This window comes from Allobosea sp. P2_A10 (assembly GCF_056405115.1).
Window position 1 is genome coordinate 150,020 of record NZ_JBFUCS010000009.1, and the last position, 16,953, is coordinate 166,972.

Here is a 16,953-nt window from a genome sequence, read left to right on the forward strand (position 1 = left end):
CATCGACACTTAGAACTCCGCCCACTCATCAGCACGCCCGCCGCCGGCGATACGCCGGCGCGGCGTCGCGACCGGCTCTGGCCGACGCGTTTCCATGCGGCGCGACGGCGCCGCGCGATTCTGTTCGACAGGCGCCGGAGCCGCATGGCGCTGCAGCCTTGCAGGCTCGGCAGCGGAGGACATCCGCGCGGCATCGGTCCGAAAGAAGGTCACGAGTTTCCGCAGCGTCGCGATCTCGTTCATCAGTTCGCCGGCCGAGGTCGCGCTCTGCTCGGCCAGCGCCGAATTCGCCTGCGTGGTCTCGTCCATATGGGCGACGGTCTGGGCCATTTCCTCGATGCCATGCGCCTGCTCGGCGGCGGCCGACGAGATCTCGACGACAGTCGCGGAGACCTTGCCAGCGGCTGCGACGATGCGGTCGAGCGCCTCGCCGGTCGAACGCACGAAGCGCACGCCTTCGCCGACCTGCTCGTTGGAGGATGCGATCAGCCCCTTGATGTCCTTAGCGGCCTGGCTCGAACGTTGCGCGAGCGAGCGCACCTCAGACGCCACGACGGCGAAGCCCTTGCCGGCGTCGCCGGCGCGGGCCGCTTCCACCGCCGCGTTCAGCGCCAGCAGATTGGTCTGGAAGGCGATCTCGTCGATGACGCCGACGATCTCGGAGATGCGCGAGGACGAGTTCTCGATCCGCTCGATCGCGCCGACCGTCTGCGTGACCACGGCCTTGCCGTCATTGGCGACGCCCATCGCTTCGTCGGCGAGTGCGGTCGCCTGGCGCGAGCGTGCCGCGCTCTGCTTGACCGAGGCTGCGAGTTGTTCGGTCGTCGCCGCCGTCTCCTCGAGGTTCACCGCAGTCTGTTCGGTGCGGGTGGCGAGATCGCCCGCACCCTGGTTGATCTCGTTGGCGGCGCGCGCGACATGGCCGGCGGTCGTCTGGATCGTCGCGACCGTGCCGGCCAGATGCTCCATCGTGCCGTTGAGGCTCTGCTGCAATTCGGCGAAGCGCCCGCGATAATCGCCCTGCATGCGATGGGTCAGGTCGCCCTCGGCGAGGCTGCCGAGAACCCGCGCAAGTTCGCCGACCGCGCCTTCGACCACATGGTTGATGCCGTTCATGCCCTCGGCGATCCGGGCCAGCGCCTCGGGTTTGCCGGCGAGCGGCACGCGCCGCGAGAAATCGCCCTCGACGGCGGCCGCGACCATCTCCGCGACTTCCGCCGAGGCCGCGAGTTCATCGGTCAGTTCGAGCCATTCGACGGCGGTGCCGAGCCGGCTGCCATCGCCATGCAGCACCGGCGTCAGCGACAGCGAAACGGTGCGGCGGCCGAGCGGGAAGCGGATGGCCGCTTGCGGCGACGCGTCGGCGCGCCCGAGACCGGGCTCGCGCTGCACGGCCTCCATTACCCTGCCGAGCATGTCCTTGGCCGAGCAGCCCGGGAAAGCGGCGCGGAAATCCTCCTGCGCCTCGGTGAAGAACTTCAGCAGCGAGCTGTTGACGTAGACGACGCGGCCTTCCGCGTCGCAGACCATGACATTGGTGCGGCAGCCGTCGAGCGCGGCGCGGATGCGCATGGCCTCGACGCCGGATTCGTGGACGGCCTTGAGTGCACGGGCGAGATCGCCGATCTCGTCGGTACGGGTCAAGCCGGGGATCGTGGCCTGCGCGCCCTCGGCGATCCTGGACGCAGCGTCGCGCATGGCCGCAACCGGGCGCTGGACACGATACGCCGCGAATGCGCCGATCAGCGCGACGCCGGACAGCGAAACAACGCTCAGGGTCAACATCTGCGGAGCGGCGGCCGTCATGGCGTCGCCCGCGATCCGCCAGGCGCTGGCAGCGACCACGCCGCCACCAGCGAGCGCTCCCCCGACGAACATCAGCGGCAGCCTGACCGACAGTCTGGAGAGGGAACCGGGGAAGCTGGCCATGTGTTCTTGTCGTTTCTTTCTTGGCTTACGGTTCTTTGACGTTCGGCTCTTCCTGACGCTGAAAACGCAACCCTTCCTGAAAACCGGCGAGAACGCGCCGCAGGAGCTTCAGAAGTCGACTTGAACTCAGTTCGGGCGAACGGTCTTGGCCATCGCGCCTTCGGTGCCGCCGTCGCGGATCACGGCCGCGAGGTCGAGCAGCGCCACGATGTCGGTGTCGAGCAGGACGAGGCCTTCGATCAGGCCGTGCTCGTCGCGCTCCAGATCGGGCGCGGGCCGAACCGCGCTGACCGGCACGTCGACGATGTCCGAAACCGAATCGACCAGCAGGCCGGCGACCTTGTCCTCGATGTCGACGACGACGATGACATGCGTCGCGGTCGCGTCGGTCAGCCCGAGCCCGATCGAGGTGCGCAGGTCGTAGACCGCCAGGATCACGCCGCGCAGGTTCAGCACGCCGCGCACATGCGGGGCGGCATGGGGCAGCGGAGTCGTCGCCTGCCAGCCCTTGATCTCGCGCACCATGCCGACATCGATGCCGAAGGTGCGGTCGCCAACCTTGAAGGTCACGATCCGGCGCACGGCCGATTCCGGCTGCGCCGACGAGAAGTGCTTTTCGCCGAGTTGAAGGGTCATGAGATCATCCAGCCATTTTCAGTGCGGGAACGGGAGGGCGGACGCTGGAAGCTGCAAGGCGCAGCATCGAGTCGACGTCGAGGATCAGGGCGACGAGACCGTCGCCGAGAATGGTGGCGGCGGACGCGCCGTTGACTGTGCCGTAGTTGCCTTCGAGGCTCTTCACGACGACCTGCTGCTGGCCGACGATCTCGTCGACCGCGATGCCGACATTGTCGCCACGTTCGGTCTCGGCGATGATGATGATGTTCTCGTTGCGCGTTCCAAGCGAGCCCATGACCGCGCCCAGGCGGTAGAGCGGCGTGACTTCGCCGCGCCAGCGCAGGACTTCCTGGCCGAAGGTCAGGTGCTCGATCGGCGTCGAGGCGAGATGCTGCGTCTCGATCACGCTTGCGATCGGGATGACGTAGCGATCGTCGCCGCAGCGGATGACCATGCCTTCGAGCACGGCCAGCGTCAGCGGCAGGGCGAGCGTGAACTTGCAGCCGCGGCCGGGCTCGGAATCGACCGAGATGCGGCCGCCAAGCGATTCGACGTTCCGGCGCACCACGTCCATGCCGACGCCGCGGCCTGAAACGTCGCTGATCACCTCGGCGGTCGAGAGGCCGGCGGCGAAGATCAGCTGGTCGATCTCTTCGGGAGCGAGCTTTTCGTCCTGGCCGACGAGGCCGCGCGACTTGGCCTTGGCGAGCAGCTTGTCGCGGCCGATGCCACGCCCGTCATCGGTAACGGAGATGACGATGCGGCCGGCGCGATGCTCTGCGACCAGCTTGATCGTGCCTTCGACGCTCTTGCCGGCGGCGGCGCGTTCGTCGGGCGTCTCCAACCCATGATCCATCGAATTGCGGATCATGTGGGTCAGCGGATCGGCCAGTTCCTCGATGATGGTCTTGTCGACCTCGGTGTTCTCGCCCTCGAGGACGAGCTTCACTTCCTTGCCGAGCGTCTGCGCCAGCTCGCGCACCAGGCGCGGCATGCGCTGGAACACAGCCTTCACGGGCTGGGCGCGGACCGCCATGACGTGGTCCTGCAATTCGCGGGTCTGGCGCGACAGAGTCAGGATGCCTTCCGCCGTCTTGGCGTGAACATCGTAGGGCAGCGAGCGGACGCATTCGACCAGCATCGACTGGGTGATGACGATCTCGCCGACGAGGTTCATCAGCTTGTCGATGCGGTCGAGGTCGACGCGCACGCTGACGGCCTGGCGCTGGCGCGCGGCGGCGGCATCATTGACGGGCGCGGCGCGGACCGCGGGCTTGGGCGGAGCGGGAGCCTCGACGACGGCATGGACCGGAGCCGCGACCGGCGCAGGCGCTGCGGCAGGCTGGATGTCGGGCTGCGCGACGGGGGCGGGAGCCGCACCGAGCTTGGCCAGGATCGCCGACAGATCGGCGGCGACACCGGCTGAAACCTCCGGCGCGGGCGCATCGGCCGGGGCCGGTGTCACATCGTCGTTGGCAGGCGTGGCGGCCAGCGTCTCGATCTCGAACTCTTCGGCGGCCAGCGTGAAGTCGAAGCGGCTGCAGACCTCCTCGATCGACAGCTCCGTGCGCATGTTCACGACGAAACGCATGTAGCAGTCGGTGACGTCGATCGCCTCCAGCGCCGGCACATGGCTCATGTCGCAGGTCACCGAGACGATGTCGTCGGCCGGCAACGAAGCCAGCACGACGCGCGGCTCGATCACGCGACGGAAGAGGTCGGTCTCGGGGCTGATCCGCAGGCAGATGTTGGCGCCAGCCTTGGCAGCGACCTTCGCCGGGACAACCGGTTCGTCGTCCCAGCCGGGATCGACAGCCGCGGGAGCTGCGACGGGGGCAGTCTTGGCCTCGACCATGGCGAGCAGGTTGCCGAGCGCGGCGATCCCGGGAGGCGCATCATTGGCGGCGGCTGCGGCAGGGACAGCAGGCGCAGCCGGCGCAACGGGAGCCGCAGCGGCCGGCTTGGGCGCCTGGCCGACCTGTTCGAGCGCCTCCAGCAGATCGGGGCGCGGCCGGGCCGGCTCATCGTTGCGGGCGGCCGAGACGAGATCGGCGACGGCGTCCGAGCAGCGCAGGAACAGCGCGAAGGGTGCGTCCTCGATCGCCACGCGGCCCGAGCGAAGATGGTCGAGCGACGCCTCGAAGACATGCGCGAAGGCAACGAGCTCGGTACAGCCGAAAGCCCCTGCCCCGCCCTTGATCGAATGGATCGCCCGGAAGGCGGCGTTGACGTCCTCGGAATCGGTCGAGCCCTCGTCGAGGGCCTGAAGCTTGAGTTCCAGGGCGCCGAGGAGTTCCTCGCACTCCTGGAAGAAGGTCTGCTTGAGTTCCGCCAACGGATCCATTTGGCCGCCTCAGTTCTGGTAGCGGGCGACGAGGCCGAGCAGGGTGTTTGGCTCGAACGGCTTGACCATCCAGGCGCTGGCGCCGGCGCGCCGGCCCTCGGCCTTGATCTCGGCGCCGTTCTCCGTGGTCAGCACGATGATCGGCGTATTCTGCCCGGCAGGCCGCGCCCGGCAGGCGCGGGTGAACTGGATTCCGTCCATCAGCGGCATGTTGAGGTCGGTGATCACCAGATCGGGCTTGAACTGGTCGAAGGTGGTCAGGCCCTCCTCGCCGTTTTCGGCGGCGGCGACCTCATGCCCGGCATTTCGCAGGGTCATGCAGAGCAGGCTCAGCAGGGTCTTGGTATCGTCGATGGCCAGAATTCGCATCGATGTCACTCCACAACGAGGGCGCTTTGAGCGGGATCGAAACCGATCGCCTGCAGGGATTTGCGGCATTCCTCGGAAGCCGCCTTGAGGGTGACCGAGAGCCCGCGCGCCTTGGCGCTGCCGGCTGCCGAATGCAGAAGCTGGATCCAGAGGCTCGGCAGGGGGCCGGCCTCCGCGCATTCGACGGCGATGCTTTCCTTCTGCTCCAGCGCCACGAGGAGCTGGTTGCGGAAAGCTGCGGCCTCGGAGCGGCCCAGGAAGGCTGGTAGGGAGACTGTGATGACCACGGCGGCGCGACCCATGAATGTGCCGCAGAGCATCGCGCCGTATTGGTAAAAATTTCGCTAACCGGAACGAATTGCGTCAACCTTTTAGGCGTTTGCAAGGCATGTTGTGGCGCAAGAGACAAAGCCGCGACCACTTTGCCGGGCCGGCTCGCGACTGGCGCGGATTGGGAGCGGCGGCCGGCGGTGCGGGCCGGCTTCCGCAGTCAGAACATGCTGTTGCTGATCGCGCGCGGCACGAGCGAAATCGCGCCGCTCTGCTCGCGGTATTTGCGCGGGATGTTGATGATCCCCGACAGATGCGTCCAGAGGTTGTTGGGCGAGATCGGCTTGGTGATGATCTCGTGCGCGCCGAGCTTGGCGGCATGGATCACCGAGCGCCGGTCGGGTCGCTCCATCATCACCAGCACCGGCGCCTTGGCGAAGGGCGAGGTCTTGAAGGAGCGGATCGAGGCCAGGCATTTCAGGCTGCCGCCATCGGGCATGTCCCAGTCGAGGATGACGATGTTGGGCTGCTTCTGGATGAACATCGTCGCCGCCGACGACAGGTCCGACGCCTCGAAAATGCGGTTGAGCTGGGCCTGGTAGAGCATGGTGCGCACGATGCGCCGGTAATGCGGGCTGGAATCGATCAGCAGCACCGAGAGGTTCGGGAATGACGGCGCGATATGCATGACGCTGGCTCGACCACTCTACTCAACGCGACAAGGCCGGTGCCACAGGCGGCGGCCGATACTGTCCTTCAGACGTTCAGGCCGAATCGGAACCCGCCCCAGTGCCGGCCCTTGACCCGGATCGGGGCCGACAGATCCTCCATCACCAGAAACTGGCCGCCGCCCATGTCGCGACGATAGGTCTGCAGCAGGAACGGCTTCTGGTTGCGCGCGGCCGCGAGGCCCGTCCGATCGTTGAAGATGCGGCGGTTGCGGCAGTTGGCGTTGTTCCAAACCGGGTCGCGGCCCTGCGGATGGCTGTATTTCTGGTTGTGAGTCGGCAGGAAGCCGTTGCGGTCGACCGCTGCGCAAAACACGATGCGGCGGTTGGAAGCCAGCAGCTTCTCCTGGATCGGCGGCAGGATGCGGTCGGTCAGCGCCACGAAGCGCGTCATGTGCTGCACCGGGTCCGAGCCCGCGACGGGCCGGTAGGCCTCGTCGAACAGATCGGCCATGGTGAGTTCGCCACGCGCCAGCGCCTGTTCGAACAGCGCGCCGATCGCCTGCGCCGTCTCCATCGCGGTCTCGATCAGCTCCGACTGCGCCGTGCGCACGCCCGAGGCCGCGATCGAGCCGAGGATCGCCTCGCTGATCGAGACCAGCGATTGCGTACGCTGGGCTGCACGGTCGAGATTCTCGCTCGACTGGGCGACGCCGGCGACCAACGCCTTGAGATCGTCGCCGACCTTGGCGAAGGCGATGGCGTTTTCGCGGGTGGGGTCGGAGATCGCGTCGATGTCGCCGATCAGGCCGACGACCGAGCGCCCGAAGCTGTCGAGTTCGCCGACATGCTGGGCGATGCCCTGGCTGCCATCGGAGGCGCGCCGCGCCGTCTCGGCATTCTCCTGGCTCTTGCGCGCCAGCTGGTCGACAGTCTTGACCAGCGCGTCGAGCTGCTTGGCGCTGAGCGTCGTCGCCTCGCGGGTCTGTTCGGCGAGATGCTTGACGGCGGCTGCGATGACGGCGAAGCCCCGCCCGGCCGTGCCGCTGCGTGCCGCCTCGACGCCGGCATTGACCGAAAGCAGCTGGATTTCGCGGGTGATCGACTGGATCGCGTCGCTGGAAACCCGGACCTTGTGTGCGTCGGCGACGGCCTCGGCCAGCGCCTGCGAAATCGATTGCGCGCCCTGCGACAGCGCCTCGATGTCGGATTGGGCGGCATTGAGACCGACCCGGACAGCCCCGGTGACGCGCTCGAGCCCGCTGCGGACGACGGAGGCCGTCGCTTGTGCGCCCTCGGCGGCCTGCTGGATCGAACGGTTGGCGCGCGAAACCTGCTCGACGGCGCTGACGACGCGGTGGAGGCCGTCAGTCTGACCGTCGAGCTGCCCGGTGACATCGCCGATGCGCCCGGAAATATCAGTGATCTCCGCGCCGAGCTTGCCGAAGCGCTCCGCGATCTCGCGCACCGCCCGGGCCGCGCCGGCATCATGCGGCGCGTCCTCATTGGCCGGCGGCGGAGCCTTCAGGGCCTGTGCTTGCATGGCGATGTCGGGTCCACGGTCGGAGACGGTCGCATCGACCATACCGAAAACGCGGTAAACCCCCGGTTAATGCCCGGTTTTGCGCCTGAATTCAGCCTTGTCGCGAGGCTTGCGGTACGCCCTTGCGCGCCGGCAGAAGGATCGTGCCCGACGCCGCCATCACGAGCACGAGGCCGAGCCAGTCGCTGGCGCTCGGCCGCTCGCCGAGCAGCACGACCGAGCCGAGCACGCCGACGGCGGGAACCATCAAAGTGCCGATACTGGCGACGCCCGCAGGCAGGCGCGCAATGACGGTAAACCACAGGAAATAGGCCAGCGCCTGTGCGCCGAGGATATGGTAGGTCAGCGCGGCGGCCGTGCGCGGCGCCAGCAGCTTGGGAACGGGCAGCCCCTCGAAGGCCAGCATTCCAAGCGCGGCCACCGCGCCGCCGATCAGGAGCTGCCAGGAAGCCACGACCAGCGCCGGTGCGGAAACGGGCCAGCGTTTGGTCACGATGGTGCCCAGCGCCCAGCTGACGCTTGCGATCAGCGCAAGCCACAGGCCCGGCCCGAGTCCACCGGCGCGGATCAGCGGCAGGCCGAGCGCGACGAGGCCGGCAGCGCCTAGCCCCAGTCCAAGAAGCTTTCTGCCGTCGATCTCCTCGCCGAGCCAGAGCCGGGCCAGCAGCGTCGCCCAGATCGGCATGGTGAAGGTCAGGATCGCGGCACGCGAGGTCGGAGCCATCAACTGCGCGAATGCCAGGAGCACGTTGAAGGCGGCGACCGTGAGAAATCCGGCCAGCAAAAGCCGGAGCCACTGCTCCCTCGGTACCTGGAGGGGTTGGCGTCGCGCCAGCGCCACGCAGGCCAGCACGAGCCCGGCAAAGGTCATTCCGCCGGCGCGCAGGGTCCAGGGCGCGATCTCGCCGAGCGAGATTTTGACGGCTGGCCAGTTGAAGCCCCAGAGCAGACCGAGAAGCGGGACGAGGAGCAAGGCGCGGGCGTTCGACTGAGGCATGGCGCGACTATGGCAGACGCGCCGCCGCGTCCGTCATGCGAACTCGCCGGCCGGGCCTGCGGCAGAGGCAAGGGAAACGCAGCGTTCCGCCGGTTCGACGGGATGGAATCGCCGGGGTCGGAGGCGATGCCGACAGCCGCATCCAAGTTTGCATTCCGTCAGCGCAGCATCACGAAAAAGTCACGGCCGGAGCGCATCCGGGTAAGGTCAGCCCGGTTACCCTAACGGCAATGCCGACCGCGACGAACCGGCGGCTCATGGAGGATCACATGCACAACGCGACTTCGTTCAACCGCCGCTCGCTCATCGGCTTTGGCGCCGCCACGCTCGCCGTCGCCGCCGCCCCGAAAGTCTGGGCCCAGGCGGCGGCGCCGGCCCCTGCAGCCGGCCCGTTTTCGCTGCCCAAGCGCGCCTATGAGGCTGCCGCGCTCGAGCCCAATATCGACGCCATGACCATGGACATCCACTACACCCGCCATCACGCCGCCTTCGTCGCCGGCCTGAACGCCGTCGCCAAGGACCATGGCGTCGTCGGCTCGACCCCGATCAACAAGCTGATCGGCGACCTGATGTCGGTACCCGAAGCCGTGCGCACCGCCGTCCGCAACGCAGGCGGCGGCCATGCCAACCACTCCATGTTCTGGGAGGTCATGGGCCCCGGCGCCGGCGGCGCTCCGACCGGGGCGGTCGGCGGCGCGATCACCAAGGACCTTGGTGGGTTCGACAAGTTCAAGACTGATTTCGAGGCTGCCGGCCTGCGCGTCTTCGGCTCGGGCTGGGTCTTCGTCACCGTCGACAAGGACGGCAAGCTCGCTCTGGTTTCCAAGCCCGGACAGGACAGCCCGCTGATGGACAAGCACATGGTCCTGTTCGGCAACGACGTCTGGGAGCACGCCTATTACCTGAAGTACCAGAACCGCCGGGCCGACTACCTCAAGGGCTGGTGGAACACGGTCAACTGGGCCAAGGTCAACGAGCGCTACGCCGCCGCCAAGGCCGGCACGCTGACGATCTGAGAGATCGAAGTCTTTCCAGAATACGATGATGCCCGGCCGGAATGCCGGGCATTTTTCATGCGCGCGGCCCCGCGCCATCGACACATTCGCTCTTGCCTCTGATCGATCAGAGTCCTAATTTAGAATTATTCTAAATTAGGACTCTGACATGCTCTCCCGCTTCTCCCTGTCCGGCTTCTCCGGCAGGCGCCGCTTCGACGATCTCTCGGAGAAGGAGATTCTGGCGCTCGCCATCTCGTCGGAGGAGGAAGACGGCCGCATCTACGCGACCTATGCGCAGATCCTGCGGCCGGATTACGCCGCATCGGCAGCGATCTTCGACGGCATGGCGCATGAGGAAGATGGCCACCGCCAGCGCCTGCTCGAACTCTATCGCAAACGCTTCGGCGACGTGATCCTGCCGGTTCGGCGCGAACATGTTGCCGATTTTTATGCCCGCAAGCCGGTCTGGCTGGTCGAGAACCTCGGCCTGGACCGCATCCGTGAGGAAGCCGCGGACATGGAACGGCAGGCGCGCGACTTCTATGTCGCAGCCGCCGGCCGCTCCAGCGACATCGATACGCGAAAGCTGCTGGGAGAACTCGCGGCGGCGGAGGCCGGGCACGAGAGCCAGGCGCGAAACCTGACGGCCAGCCATCTCGGCGGCGAGGCGCGCGCGAGCGAGGACACCGCCGCCAAGCGCCAGTTCGTGCTGACCTGGGTCCAGCCCGGCCTTGCCGGCCTGATGGACGGCTCGGTCTCGACGCTGGCGCCGATCTTCGCCACCGCCTTCGCCACGCAAAACCCGCACACGACGTTTCTGATCGGGCTCTCCGCCTCGGTGGGAGCCGGCATCTCGATGGGCTTCACCGAAGCCGCCCATGACGACGGCAAGCTCTCGGGTCGCGGTGCGCCATGGAAGCGCGGCCTCGCCTCGGGCGTGATGACGGCGCTCGGCGGGCTGGGCCATGCCCTGCCTTACCTCATCCCGCATTTCTGGACGGCCACCGCCATCGCGCTCGTCGTCGTCTTCGTCGAACTCTGGGCGATCGTCTGGATCCAGAACCGCTTCATGGAGACCCCTTTCCTGCGCGCGGCCTTCCAGATCGTGCTCGGCGGCGGCCTCGTGCTGGCGGCAGGAATTCTGATCGGGGGTGCGTGACCGCGTCCGTTACGAGAAGCCCGCCGGCGCCCTCGCCTCGCACACACCCGCCTGCTGCAGGACGAACGCGGCGCGCAGGCAAAGATCCTCGCGCCAGGGCGCGGCGATCACCTGCACGCCGATCGGCAGGCCTTCGCCGAACACCGGCACGGCCGCGACCGGCAGACCGACGCAAGAGATCGGCTGGGTGAACAGCCCGAGATTGGGCCGCAGCGGCACGGTCTGGCCGCGCAGGCTCAGCGTCTTCTGATTGGCATCGGGCGCGCTGCACGGCGTCGCCGGCGCGATGATCAGGTCGACACCGGCGAAGACCTTCATCATCTCGTCGTGGAACCAGCGCCGCGCCCGCTGGGCCTGGATGTACCAGGCGGCGGGCTGCATCGCCCCCGCCAGAAAGCGGTCGCGCGTCTCGGGGTCGAAATCCTCCACCCGCGCCCGCAGCCGGTCGAGATGGAACGCCGAACTCTCGGCATTGGTGATCAGGAAGGCCGCCGCGCGCGCAATGCCGGCCCCGGCGAGATCGAGCACCTGCGTCACGCCGAGCGCGGCCGCGACGGCGGCCACCGCCGCTTGCGCCTCCGGCATGCCGTCGGTCGAGAAATAGCCGCCCGCGATCGCGATCCGCAAACCCGATACACCCTGCTTCAGCGAGGGCAGCACGGGCTCCGGCGCGCGCTGCGCGCAGGCAGGATCATGCGGGTCGCCGCCCTGCATCAGGTCATAGGCCAGGGCAAGGTCGGTGACATCCCGCGCGAACGGGCCGAGATGGTCGAGCGAGTCGCAGAACGGGAAGCTGCGCGTGCGCGGCAACCGGCCATAGGTCGGTTTCAGGCCGAAGATGCCGCACAGCGACGCCGGCACCCGGATCGAGCCATTGGTGTCCGAGCCCAGCGAGAGGGGTGCAAGGCCCGCCGCCGTCGCGGAACCGGAGCCCGAGGACGAGCCGCCCGCCATCCGCGAGGTATCGTGGGGATTGAAGCAGGTGCCGTCATGAAAGTTCACGCCGGTGAAGTCATAGGCGTATTCGCCCATGTTCAGCCCGCCGAGCAGGACCGCGCCTGCGGCGCTCAGCCGCTCGACCAACTCTGCATCGCGCGGCGACGGCGCGCGGTCGCGGTTGATTTTCGAGCCGGCCCGCGTCGGCAGGCCCGCGATGTCGAACAGGTTCTTCACCGCGAAGGGCACGCCGGCCAGGGGACCGAGCGGCTTGCCGGCGGCGCGCGCCGCGTCCATTGCATCGGCCTGCGCCCGGGCGCGCTCGGCCGTGACGTCGGTGAAGGCGTTGACGCTTGGGTTCAGCCGCGCGATCCGGTCGAGGAAGGCGTCGGTCACGGCCGCGGCCGTCACCTCCCCGTCCCTGATTTGCGCCGCGATGCGATGGGCCGGCGCGAAGGCGTCGATGCTCACGTCACGCTTCTCCGCCGCCAGTCGCTCCGGGCCGGAAGACCGGCGCCATCTCGAAACCGCCATCGTCGAGCGGGGCGTTCTGGACCACCACCGCCATCAGATGCGCGACATCGAGGAATTGCAGCACCGCCGGGCGTTGCGCCTCCGTGACGGTCAGCCCGAGGGCGGGCGCCATCGCGTCGCAATGCCGCCCGGCCTCGAACGCGGATTTGGCTTCGCTCATTCGGCCGGCTCCAGCTTGCCATGCGGTTCTGTGGTCATGATCTTGGCCTCGGCCACGCCGGCAAGCGAGGTCGCGCAGAGATAGAGGAAGCCTGCCACCATCGCATAGGCCAGGCTGATCGAGGGCGTGACGCCGAGGCCCCGGCCGATGCCGATCGCCTCGCCATGCATCAGGCCGAAATAGGTCAGCACCGCGCCTGCCGCCGCAAAGGCCGCCGCATGCAGAAACTGCTTCTCGATCACGAAGACGGCGATGGCTCCCAGCACCAGCCCCGACAGGATCGCGCCGCCGCCCATCAGTTCGAGTCCGTGATAGAGCACGCCCATATTGGCCATCTTGTCGATGCCCACAGCCGCCGCATTGGTGCCGGCTGCGCCCAGCGCCCCGTCGATCAGCACCTTGGCCCAGGCGGCCAAATGCGGCGTCAGCGCCAGTACGATCGCCGGCGCATGGCTTGTCGGCGTGGTCTGGAAGGCCTGCGCGCCGATCAGCATGCCTATATAGAGCAGGATCGGCGAGATCGCGACGATCGGCACCAGCGCGAGCAGCAGCGCGATGACGCCGAACCAGCACAGGGCCACGACGATCAGTCCCGTCGCGGCGGAATAGCCGATGCGCCCGCCCATCGCCTTCCAGCCGGGATGGCCGATATAGACCGCGTTGATGAAGGGGTTGCCCATCAGGCAGCCGATCAGCGAGACGACGCCGTCGGCCGTCAGCACGCGGGTGGTCGGATAATGGTCGCCGGCAGCCTCGGCGCTCTCGACATTGTCCATCGCCTCGACGAGGTCGTAGATCCCGAACGGGATCGCGGTGACCAGGATGACGCCGAGATAGCTGAACCCTGAGAAGACATGGTCGACCGCCGGCAGCGGTAAGGCGAAACCGAAATTCGAGAAAGCCGCGCCGAGCTTGGCCAGCGACAGCCCGCCGACATCGAGCCCGAGCAGCGCCGAGCCCCAGGCGATGACCATGCCGAAGGCGATGGCGACGAGGCCGGCCGGTATGCCCCTTGGGTAGCGCACACCGCCAAACCAGCTCACCAGGATGATGGCAAGGCAGACGAGCCCGATCGCCGGCGTCAGGAAGATTTCCAGGGCCGGCCGCATCGAGATGAAGGCGATCGAGACGCCGGCGAGCGTGCCCAGCAGCGCCGCGCGCGGCGTGATCTTGCGAATATAGGGCGCGATAAAGCCGCCGATCATCAGGATGAAGCTCTGGAAGAACACCCAGACGAGCCCGGCCTCCCAGCCCTTGATCGGATCGCCGGTCATCGAGGCGATCGGCAGCATGATCACGAAGGTGACGACAAACATATGCGGTACGCTGATGCCCGACGGCAGCGCGCAGACATCGTCGCGGCCGGTCTCCTTGGCGAGCTTGTACGCCAGCCAGGCATAGTAGCCGGTCGAGAGCGCCATCATCAGCCCGAGCGCCGGCAGGATACGCCCGAAGACGATCTGCGACGGCATCTTCAGCACGAATTGCAACAACCCGGTCAGGACCAGCAGGTTGACCAGAATGTTGGTGCCGAAGCCGAACAGGGCGTTCCAGTCGCCCGGCGTCCAGAGTTTCGGTGAGGCTGCCGTCGTGGTGGTGGTCGCCATATCCCCCTCCTCTTCCAAACTCAGCCCTCGTCCTGAGGAGCCTTCGGCTCGCTCCTCAGGATGAGGGCTCGGATAAAGTCATGCTGCCTGCTCCCGCGCGCCCAGCACCGAAAGCACATCCCCCGTCGTGGAAACCCATCCGAAAATCCCGCCCTGGGCCGCGATCATGCGCAGGCCGACCTCGTGGAATTCCGGGAAATAGGAGGCGCAGGCGTCGCCGAGAACGAGGCAGCGATAGCCCCGGTCATTGGCCTCGCGCACCGTGGTGTGGACGCAGACCTCGGTGGTCACGCCGGTAACGAGCAGCGTCTCGATCGAGCGATTGCGCAGCATCAGGTCGAGATCGGTCTGGTAGAACGCGCCCTTGCCGGGCTTGTCGATCACCGGCTCGTCGGGCAGCGGCGCGAGCGCCGGCACGATGTCGTGGCCGGCCTCGCCGCGGATCAGGATGCGCCCCATCGGCCCGGCTGCACCGATGCGTTTGGCCGGATCGCCGCGATTGACCTTGGCGGGCGGTGCGTCCGCGAGGTCGGGCCGATGGCCTTCGCGGGTATGGATCACCAGCATCCCCGCCTTGCGCGCCCCGGCCAGGATCGCCTGGCAGGGCCCGACCGCCGCCATCAGCAGCGACACGTCGTTGCCGAGCGCGGCACCGAAACCGCCTGGCTCGAGGAAGTCGCGCTGCATGTCGATGATGACGAGCGCGGTGCGCGCCAGATCGACGCTAAGCGGAAAAGGCTGGGCTGGAATCTCGGTGCGGCTCAACGCAAACGCCCCCGGTCGCTGGCGAACGGAACGGGCTTTGCAAGGGCTATGCCTGACGGTGAGTCAGCTCTCCCATCTGGAATCAGATCGGCAGCAGCGCCTCGCAAGAATATGAAATCATGACGAAAAGCCGGAGAACTGAAATCTGAACTTCGCGGCGGCTCACCCTTCGCTCGCCCGAACTCCCTGGCGGGCTTCGCCGCCTGCATAATCTTTGCATGCAAGACTCAAAAGAATGCCTATTGCATAGGCGACAACCGAGAGACCCGACAGTGCCGACCCTGACCAGCCTTCTCGCCGACCATCTCAGCGGCGCGCGCACCATCCCGCAGACGATCGCGGCCTGCTACGCCCGCCATCGCGAGCACGCAGACGAGGCGATCTTCATCGCGCTACGCCCGGAAGCGGAGGTGCTGGCCGAGGCGGAGACGCTGCAGGCGCAGGGTCCGCTCGGCCGGAAACTTTGGGGCGTTCCCGTCGCGGTCAAGGACAATATCGACGTCGCAGGCCTTGCCACCACGGCCGCCTGCCCTGCCTTCGCCTATGAACCGGCAGCCGACGCGACCGTGATCGCAAGGCTCAAGGCGGCAGGCGCGATCATCATCGGCAAGACCAATCTCGACCAGTTCGCCACTGGCCTGAACGGCACCCGCTCGCCCTATGGCGTGCCGCGCAACGCGCTTCGCGCCGATCTCGTACCCGGCGGATCCAGCTCGGGTTCGGCCAGCGCGGTCGCAGCCGGGATCGTGCCGGTGGCGTTGGGCACGGACACGGCGGGCTCCGGCCGCGTGCCGGCGGGCTTGCAGAACCTCGTCGGCCTGAAGCCGAGCGTCGGCCTCGTGCCCATTGCAGGCGCGGTGCCGGCCTGCCGCACGCTCGATTGCGTTTCAGTTTTCGCCCTGACCGTTGAAGACGCCTGGGCCGTTCTGGAGGTCATCGCCGACCCCGATGTGAGCGACCCGTTCTCGAAGGCGATCCCGCTTGGGCGGCCAGGCGCGATGGCGCCACATCTGAAGCTCGCGGTGCCACGCCCGTCCGACCTCGATTTCGATGGCGACGCCGGAGCGGCGGCGAGCTTCGCGATCGCCGTCGAGCGCGCGCAAGCGCTGGGCGCAACCATCGTCCCGCTCGACATGACGCCGTTCTACGAGACCGCCCGCCTGCTCTATGACGGCCCGTGGGTTGCCGAGCGATTTCTTGTCGTCAGGGATTTGCTGGCGCGCGACCCCGAAGCGATCCTGCCGGTGATCCGCAAAATCATCGCCGGCAAGCCGCTGCCGGACGCCGCTGAAACCTTCGCGGCACGCTACCGCGTCGCCGAACTGGCTGTCGCCGCGAAAGCCGCCTTGAAAGGCATCGATGCGATCATGGTGCCGACGGCGCCGCGCCCGGTCACGCTGGCGCAGATGGCGGCCGACCCCATCGGCCAGAACTCGATGCTCGGCCGCTACACCAATTTCGTGAACCTGCTCGATATGTGCGCGCTCGCCGTGCCGGTGAGCCTTGCGACGGACGCAACGGCGGCCGGCGTCACCTTCATCGCGCCTTCGGGTCACGACGCGACACTGGCCGGCCTCGGCCGCGCCTTCCATGCCGCCTCGAACCTGTCGATGGGTGCGACCGGCCTGCCTTTGCCACCGCTCGTAGCGCGGCCCGCCGCGCCCGCCCCCGGGACGATCGAAATCGCCGTCGTCGGCGCGCATCTCTCGGGCATGCCGCTGAACGGCGAGTTGACCGCGCTCGGCGCGACCTTCCTGCGCGCCACGACGACCACGCCGGACTACCGTCTCTTCGCCCTGCCGGGCGGCCCACCGGCTCGGCCGGGGCTGATACGTGTTACGGATGGCGGTGCGCCTGTGGCGCTCGAAGTCTGGTCAATGCCGCCGGAAGGCTTCGGCCGTTTCGTCGCCGGCATTCCCTCCCCCCTCGGGATCGGCACGCTGGCGCTGGCCGACGGCACAAAGGTCAAGGGCTTCCTCTGCGAGCAAATCGCAACGCAAGGCGCGCGTGACGTCACCGAGTTCGGCGGCTGGCGGGCGTTCGTCGCGGCATGAGG

The 16,953-nt window shown here is 67.7% G+C and carries 15 protein-coding genes; 3 read left to right on the top strand and 12 right to left on the bottom strand.

Going from position 1 to position 16,953, the window contains the following annotated elements; genetic code table 11:
• Nucleotides 1–9 precede the first annotated feature (9 nt).
• The 8 genes from AC1DZY_RS14955 to AC1DZY_RS14990 all read right to left on the bottom strand — a co-directional run bounded on the left by AC1DZY_RS14955 (nt 10) and on the right by AC1DZY_RS14990 (nt 8,738).
• Nucleotides 10–1,929, bottom strand: coding sequence for a methyl-accepting chemotaxis protein (locus AC1DZY_RS14955; RefSeq protein ID WP_476820909.1), 1,920 nt, complete (start codon nt 1,927–1,929; stop codon nt 10–12).
• A 126-nt stretch (nt 1,930–2,055) separates the two neighbouring features.
• The gene (locus AC1DZY_RS14960) at nt 2,056–2,565 is read right to left on the bottom strand and encodes a chemotaxis protein CheW (protein ID WP_476820910.1); all 510 of its coding nucleotides are present in this window, start codon (nt 2,563–2,565) and stop codon (nt 2,056–2,058) included.
• A 4-nt stretch (nt 2,566–2,569) separates the two neighbouring features.
• On the bottom strand, nt 2,570–4,891 hold the full coding sequence (locus AC1DZY_RS14965) for a chemotaxis protein CheA (RefSeq protein WP_476820911.1): 2,322 nt from the start codon (nt 4,889–4,891) through the stop codon (nt 2,570–2,572).
• 9 nt (nt 4,892–4,900) lie between these two features.
• On the bottom strand, nt 4,901–5,260 hold the full coding sequence (locus AC1DZY_RS14970; protein ID WP_476820912.1) for a response regulator: 360 nt from the start codon (nt 5,258–5,260) through the stop codon (nt 4,901–4,903).
• 5 nt (nt 5,261–5,265) lie between these two features.
• Nucleotides 5,266–5,562, bottom strand: a complete 297-nt coding sequence (locus AC1DZY_RS14975) for an STAS domain-containing protein (protein WP_476820913.1) — start codon at nt 5,560–5,562, stop codon at nt 5,266–5,268.
• Between the two features lie 188 nt (nt 5,563–5,750).
• Nucleotides 5,751–6,218 carry a response regulator gene (locus AC1DZY_RS14980; protein WP_476820914.1) on the bottom strand — a complete coding sequence of 156 codons (468 nt, stop codon included), beginning with the start codon at nt 6,216–6,218 and terminating at the stop codon, nt 5,751–5,753.
• Between the two features lie 68 nt (nt 6,219–6,286).
• Entirely contained in the window at nt 6,287–7,783 is a 1,497-nt protein-coding gene (locus AC1DZY_RS14985; RefSeq protein WP_476820915.1) for a methyl-accepting chemotaxis protein, read from the bottom strand.
• A gap of 49 nt (nt 7,784–7,832) precedes the next feature.
• Nucleotides 7,833–8,738, bottom strand: a complete 906-nt coding sequence (locus AC1DZY_RS14990; RefSeq protein WP_476820916.1) for a DMT family transporter — start codon at nt 8,736–8,738, stop codon at nt 7,833–7,835.
• Between the two features lie 269 nt (nt 8,739–9,007).
• On the opposite strand from AC1DZY_RS14990, the gene AC1DZY_RS14995 reads away from it, so the two are divergent.
• Nucleotides 9,008–9,754 (top strand): superoxide dismutase, encoded by a 747-nt coding sequence (locus AC1DZY_RS14995; protein ID WP_476820917.1) that lies wholly within the window; start codon nt 9,008–9,010, stop codon nt 9,752–9,754.
• A gap of 148 nt (nt 9,755–9,902) precedes the next feature.
• Nucleotides 9,903–10,895, top strand: coding sequence for an iron exporter MbfA (gene mbfA / locus AC1DZY_RS15000; RefSeq protein WP_476820918.1), 993 nt, complete (start codon nt 9,903–9,905; stop codon nt 10,893–10,895).
• A 9-nt stretch (nt 10,896–10,904) separates the two neighbouring features.
• Here mbfA and AC1DZY_RS15005 read toward each other — a convergent pair whose 3' ends face one another.
• From AC1DZY_RS15005 to AC1DZY_RS15020, 4 genes are all read right to left on the bottom strand, one after another.
• Nucleotides 10,905–12,302, bottom strand: coding sequence for an AtzE family amidohydrolase (locus AC1DZY_RS15005; RefSeq protein WP_476820919.1), 1,398 nt, complete (start codon nt 12,300–12,302; stop codon nt 10,905–10,907).
• Nucleotide 12,303: 1 nt separating this feature from the next.
• A complete protein-coding gene (locus AC1DZY_RS15010; protein WP_476820920.1) occupies nt 12,304–12,525 on the bottom strand; it encodes a DUF4089 domain-containing protein in 222 nt (73 codons plus the stop codon).
• Nucleotides 12,522–14,132: a regulator gene (locus AC1DZY_RS15015; protein WP_476820921.1), complete on the bottom strand. Its 1,611-nt coding sequence runs from the start codon at nt 14,130–14,132 to the stop codon at nt 12,522–12,524. The genes AC1DZY_RS15010 and AC1DZY_RS15015 overlap by 4 nt, the downstream gene beginning before the upstream one ends.
• A 78-nt stretch (nt 14,133–14,210) precedes the next feature.
• Nucleotides 14,211–14,897 (bottom strand): cysteine hydrolase family protein, encoded by a 687-nt coding sequence (locus AC1DZY_RS15020; protein ID WP_476820922.1) that lies wholly within the window; start codon nt 14,895–14,897, stop codon nt 14,211–14,213.
• Between the two features lie 272 nt (nt 14,898–15,169).
• On the opposite strand from AC1DZY_RS15020, the gene atzF reads away from it, so the two are divergent.
• Nucleotides 15,170–16,951: an allophanate hydrolase gene (atzF, locus tag AC1DZY_RS15025; RefSeq protein ID WP_476820923.1), complete on the top strand. Its 1,782-nt coding sequence runs from the start codon at nt 15,170–15,172 to the stop codon at nt 16,949–16,951.
• The last annotated feature ends 2 nt before the right edge of the window (nt 16,952–16,953 follow it).